The sequence below is a fragment of the Variovorax sp. 20P10.2.4 genome (genome assembly GCF_058244205.1).
Map to the genome: position 1 here is coordinate 1 of NZ_JBZAYE010000526.1, position 5,175 is coordinate 5,175.

Here is a 5,175-nt window from a genome sequence, read left to right on the forward strand (position 1 = left end):
CGCCGACCTGCCCGCGAGCGGCCCCGACAGCGCGGCATGGACCCGCGCGCTGCGCGAGCACGGCGTGCTGGTGCGCGCTTGGGGCAGCCACCGGCTGCGCCTCGTGACGCACCGCCACATCGACACCGCCGCCGTCGACGCCGCCATCGCCGGCTTCCGCCGCGCCGCCGACACCCTGCTCCGCTGAGCCGCCCCCTTCCAGGAGATCCACCATGCCCACCCTGTCCCGCCGCGACTTCGTCGCCACCACCCTCTCGGCCGCGGCCCTGTCGCTCGGCCGCCCCGCCTTCGCCAGCGAGTACCCGAGCCGCCCGATCCGCTTGGTCGTGCCCTATGCGCCCGGTGGCGGCTCCGACGTGGTCGGGCGCCTGGTGGCGCAGAAGCTGACCGAGTCCAGCGGCTGGAACGTCATCGTCGACAACAAGGCCGGCGCCTCCGCCATGATCGGCACCGACGCCGTGGCCAAGAGCGCGGCCGACGGCTACACGCTGCTGATCGCCGATGCCGCGCACGCCACCAACGCGGCGGTGCAGCCACGGCTGCCCTTCGATTCGACCCGGGACTTCGCGCCGCTCACGCTGATCGGCTCCTCGCCCCAGCTGCTGGTGGCGCATCCGTCGTTCCCCGCCAACTCGCTCAAGGAGCTGCTGGCGCTGCCGCGCGAGCAGGTGCGCCAGTACGGCGTCGGCACGCCGGGCCAGGGCTCGGCGCCGCACCTGCTCTACGAGCTGCTCAAGCTCAAGACCGGGATGGAGCTGGTGCACGTGCCCTACAAGGGCGGCGCGCTGGCGCTGACCGATGCCATCGGCGGCCAGGTGCCGATGGTGATCAACTCGGTGCCGGCCTGCATGCCGCACATCGAGGCCAAGCGGCTCAAGGTGCTCGCCATCGCGAGCACGGCGCGCGATCCCAAGCTGCCGCAGGTGCAGACCTTCGCCGAGAGCGCGCCCGGCATCGTCGGCAGCGTCTGGTACGGCCTCATGGTGCCCGCGAAGACGCCCGCCGAGGTGCAGCAGCGCCTGAACGCCGCGCTCGCCAAGGTGCTCGACCTGCCCGAGGTCAAGACCCGGCTGGCCGATGCCTTCATCGACCCGATGCCGCGCGGCAGCCAGGCCTTCGCGAAGCACCTGAACGACGAGATCGCGCGCTGGCAGGCGGTGGTGAAGCAGACGGGATTCACGCTCAACAGCTAGCAGCGTGCAACGTACTGTGCGGCTTGCGCCCCACGGATACACAGGCATACGCAGCGCGCGCGGCAGCGGTGGCGGGCGTCGAAGAATCGCCGCATCGATTCTTCCACCGCCTCTTTCTCACCCGAAGGAACCGCCATGCGCCTCCCCGCCGCACCGCTCGCCATCGCCGCCGCCATTGCCGCCTCGGTGGCTTTCGTCACCCTCGCCGCGCCGCCCGGCGGCGGCGACATCCCCGCCGCGCAGGCCGCGCCCGCGCCGGCCTTCACCAACATCGACACCTGGCTCAACTCGCCGCCGCTGGACATGGCGGCGCTGCGCGGCAAGGTGGTGCTGGTCGACTTCTGGACCTACACCTGCATCAACTGCCTGAACCACCTGCCCTACGTCAAGGACTGGGACGCGAAGTACAAGGACCAGGGGCTGGTCGTGGTCGGCGTGCACACGCCCGAGTTCGCCTACGAGAAGTCGACGCAGAACGTGAAGGACGCGATCCAGCGCCTGCAGATCCGCCACGCGGTGGCGCAGGACAACGGCTACGGCACCTGGAAGGCCTTCCGCAACCAGTACTGGCCGGCCGTCTACCTGATCGACAAGCAGGGCCGCATCGTCTATTCGCACTTCGGCGAGGGCAGCTACGGCGCCACCGAGAAGAAGATCCAGGCGCTGCTGGCCGAACCCGCACCGGCTTCCTGAGATGAAGAAGCTCTGGTTCGCCCTGCTGTTCCTCGCGGGCGGCTTCGCGCACGAAGTCCGCCAGCCGACGAACTGCCAATGCATCTCGACCCGTTCGGCGACGGGTCCTTCGAAGCGAAAAGACGCCTAGTCGCGCGCCTCGACCGCCGCGGCCAGCACATAGCCTTCGCTGCGCACCGTCTTCAGGTAGCGCGGCTCGCGCGCATCGTCGCGCAGGCGCTGGCGCAGCCGGCTCACCAGCAGGTCGATCGAGCGCTCGAACAGCTCGGCCTCGCGGCCCTGGGTCAGGCTCAGCAGCTGGTCGCGGCTCAGCACCTTCTGCGGATGGTCGAGGAACACGCGCAGCAGCCGGTACTCGGCGCCGCTGAGCGCGACCATGGTGCCGCTCTCGTCGAGCAGGTGGCGCTCCACGGTGTCGACCTGCCATTCGCCGAACACCAGCTTGCGCGCGGCCTCGGCCGAGCCCATGTTGGGCGGCAGCATGCGGGTGCGGCGCATCACCGAGCGGATGCGCGCGAGCAGCTCGCGCGCCGAGAAGGGCTTGGCCAGGTAGTCGTCGGCGCCCATCTCCAGGCCGAGGATGCGGTCGGCCTCCTCGCTGCGCGCGGTCAGCATCAGGATCGGCGTGGCCTTGTACTTGCCGGTGCGCAGGTCGCGGCACAGGGTCAGGCCGTCTTCGCCCGGCAGCATCAGGTCGAGGATGATCAGGTCGAAGGGCCCCGAGTCCTCGAGCGCCGCGCGCATGTGGCGCCCGGTCGGCACCGCCACCACGCGCAGGCCGTTCTTCACCAGGTAGGTGCTCAGCAGTTCGCGGATCTCCCGGTCGTCGTCGACGATGAGGATGTGGTCGGAGGGCCTGGTGTTCATGGCGCGGTCTCTGGGTTGTCGTGCAGCGCAATGTAGCCGCCGGCCGGCGCGCGAGAGCGGCTTTTGTATGCCCAAGTATCCGGCGCGGCGAAGCGCCACATGCCGTTGCACTGGCGGCTGGCCGCGCCCGGGGACGTGAAACGTACTGTGTGCGTTTTTCGCGCGGATACACAGGCATACGCAAGGCGCGCCGCGGGGGTGGCCGCGGCCCAAGAATCCGTTCCGTTCGACGAACAACCTCTTCTTCATCCATCCAAGGAACCACCATGAGCCAGATCGACAAGGTCCTCTACACCGGCAAGACCCACACCACCTCCGGCGGCCGCGACGGCAGCGCGCGCAGCAGCGACGGCCGGCTCGACATCCAGCTGTCCTCGCCCGGCTCCGCCGGCCAGGGCACCAATCCCGAGCAGCTGTTCGCGGCCGGCTGGTCGGCCTGCTTCATCGGCGCGATGGGTCTGGCGGCCGCCAAGCAGAAGATCGCGCTGCCGGCCGACCTGAGCGTGAACGCCGAGGTCGACCTCGGCACCGGCACGGGCGGCTACTTCCTGCAGGCCCGGCTCGACGTGAGCATCCCGGGCCTGGACCGCGAGGTGGCCCAGGGCCTGGTCGATGCGGCGCACCAGACCTGCCCGTACTCGAAGGCCACGCGCGGCAACATCGACGTGACGCTGCGCCTGGTCTGAGCCGCGGCGCGCCGGCCGATGCCGGCGCCTTCGTCCACCCGTCTATAAAGGCGTCCATGTCCACCCCCGCCAGCCCCGCCGCCAACCAGGCCGCACCCGTCCGCCGCGGGCTGCGCCGGCTGGTCCCGCGCTCGCTGTTCGCGCGCGTCACGCTGATCATCGTGGTCGGCCTCGCGATCGCGCAGGCCCTGACCTTCGGCGCGATCAACTACGAGCGCGGCCTCGCGATGCGCGAGCTGATGATGATCGGCATCGAGCGCGACATCGCGAGCTCGGTGGCACTGCTCGACCGCCTGCCGGCCGGCGAGCGCGCCGACTGGCTGGCGCGGCTGGAGCGGCGCAACTACCACTTCACGCTCGGCGGCGAGGCCGGTGGCAACGCGCCGGCCTCGGCCTCGCTGCGCCAGTTCGGCGAGGCCATCATGGAGGCCATGCGCCCGTTCGAGATCGTGAAGATCGGCGAGGTGGGCAACCCCGTCGGCGGCCTGGAGATCCAGGTGCGGCTGCACGACGGCTCGGCGCTGATCGTGCATGCGCGCCGGGTCGACATGCCGATGTCGCCCTGGCTGATGTGGGGCATGGCGATCCAGCTGCTGGTGCTCGCGCTGTGCGCCTGGGCCGCGGTGCGGCTGGTCACGCGGCCGCTGGCGCAGCTGGCGAGCGCGGCCGACGAGCTCGGTCCCGACCTCAAGGGCCGGCCGCTCGACGAGCACGGCCCGAGCGAGGTGGCCCATGCCGCGCGCGCCTTCAATGCGATGCAGCAGCGCATCTCGGGCTACATGTCGGAGCGCGTCGAGATCCTGGCCGCGATCTCGCACGACCTGCAGACGCCGATCACGCGCATGCGGCTGCGCACCGAGCTGATGGACGCCACGCCCGACCGCGACAAGTTCCGCCAGGACCTCGACGCGATGAAGTCGCTGGTGCGCGAGGGCGTGACCTATGCGCGCACGCTGCACGGCGCGACCGAGCCGCCGCTGCGCGTGGATGCCGATGCGCTGGTCCAGAGCATGCTCGCCGACTACGAGGACGCCGGCCAGCCGGTGCGGCTCGAGGGCCGCGCCGGCACGCCGATCGTGACCCGGCCCAACGCGCTGCGCCGCATCCTCGCCAACCTGATCGACAACGCGCTCAAGTTCGGCACCGAGGTCAGCGTGCGCGTGCAGCCCGAGGTCGCGGGCGGCCAGCTGCGCATCGCGGTGGTCGACAACGGCCCGGGCATCCCTGCCGACGAACTCGACGCGGTGCTCAAGCCCTTCTACCGCGTCGAGAGCTCGCGCAACCGCGACACCGGCGGCACCGGCCTGGGCCTGGCGATCGCCCAGCAGCTCGCGACCGCGATGGGCGCGCAGCTGCGGCTGGCCAACCGGCCCGAGGGCGGGCTCGAGGCCAGCCTGCTGCTGGGCACGCGGCCCGCGCCGGGCGACTGAGCGAACCCAACCCACCACGGCGACACCCTACGGCGGCCCCGCGACGCGAGGCCGCGCGGGATGCGCACGCCCCTTCCCATCGATTCATCCACGACCCAACCAGGAGCGCCACCATGCTCGTTCTCTTCGTTGCCTACCTCGGCGGGGTGCTCACCATCCTGAGCCCCTGCATCCTGCCGGTGCTGCCCTTCGTGTTCGCGCGCGCCGACCGCCCGTTCCGCTCGCACGGCCTGCCGATGCTCGCGGGCATGGCGCTGGCCTTCGCGGCCGTCGCCACCCTCGCGGCCGTGGGCGGCGGCTGGGTGG

Annotated in this window: 5 protein-coding genes and 2 pseudogenes; 6 read left to right on the forward strand and 1 reads right to left on the reverse strand. The window is 71.2% G+C overall.

What is annotated here, in order from left to right; all coding sequences use genetic code 11:
* The 3 genes and pseudogenes from AC27VN_RS32045 to AC27VN_RS32055 form a co-directional block, all read left to right on the forward strand.
* Positions 1–187: pseudogene (locus AC27VN_RS32045) on the forward strand (low specificity L-threonine aldolase); the annotation flags it as partial.
* Between the two features lie 25 nt (positions 188–212).
* Entirely contained in the window at positions 213–1,193 is a 981-nt protein-coding gene (locus AC27VN_RS32050) for a tripartite tricarboxylate transporter substrate binding protein (protein WP_490879168.1), read from the forward strand.
* A 135-nt stretch (positions 1,194–1,328) separates the two neighbouring features.
* Positions 1,329–1,886 carry a thioredoxin family protein gene (locus tag AC27VN_RS32055; RefSeq protein ID WP_490879169.1) on the forward strand — a complete coding sequence of 186 codons (558 nt, stop codon included), beginning with the start codon at positions 1,329–1,331 and terminating at the stop codon, positions 1,884–1,886.
* Between the two features lie 126 nt (positions 1,887–2,012).
* Here AC27VN_RS32055 and AC27VN_RS32060 read toward each other — a convergent pair whose 3' ends face one another.
* On the reverse strand, positions 2,013–2,753 hold the full coding sequence (locus tag AC27VN_RS32060; protein WP_057597879.1) for a response regulator: 741 nt from the start codon (positions 2,751–2,753) through the stop codon (positions 2,013–2,015).
* A gap of 266 nt (positions 2,754–3,019) precedes the next feature.
* Between AC27VN_RS32060 and AC27VN_RS32065 the strand changes: the two genes are divergently transcribed.
* The 3 genes and pseudogenes from AC27VN_RS32065 to AC27VN_RS32075 all read left to right on the forward strand — a co-directional run.
* The gene (locus tag AC27VN_RS32065) at positions 3,020–3,439 is read left to right on the forward strand and encodes an organic hydroperoxide resistance protein (RefSeq protein WP_057597880.1); all 420 of its coding nucleotides are present in this window, start codon (positions 3,020–3,022) and stop codon (positions 3,437–3,439) included.
* A gap of 56 nt (positions 3,440–3,495) precedes the next feature.
* A complete protein-coding gene (locus AC27VN_RS32070; RefSeq protein ID WP_490879170.1) occupies positions 3,496–4,869 on the forward strand; it encodes an ATP-binding protein in 1,374 nt (457 codons plus the stop codon).
* Between the two features lie 113 nt (positions 4,870–4,982).
* A pseudogene (locus AC27VN_RS32075) lies at positions 4,983–5,175 on the forward strand (cytochrome c biogenesis protein DipZ); the annotation flags it as partial.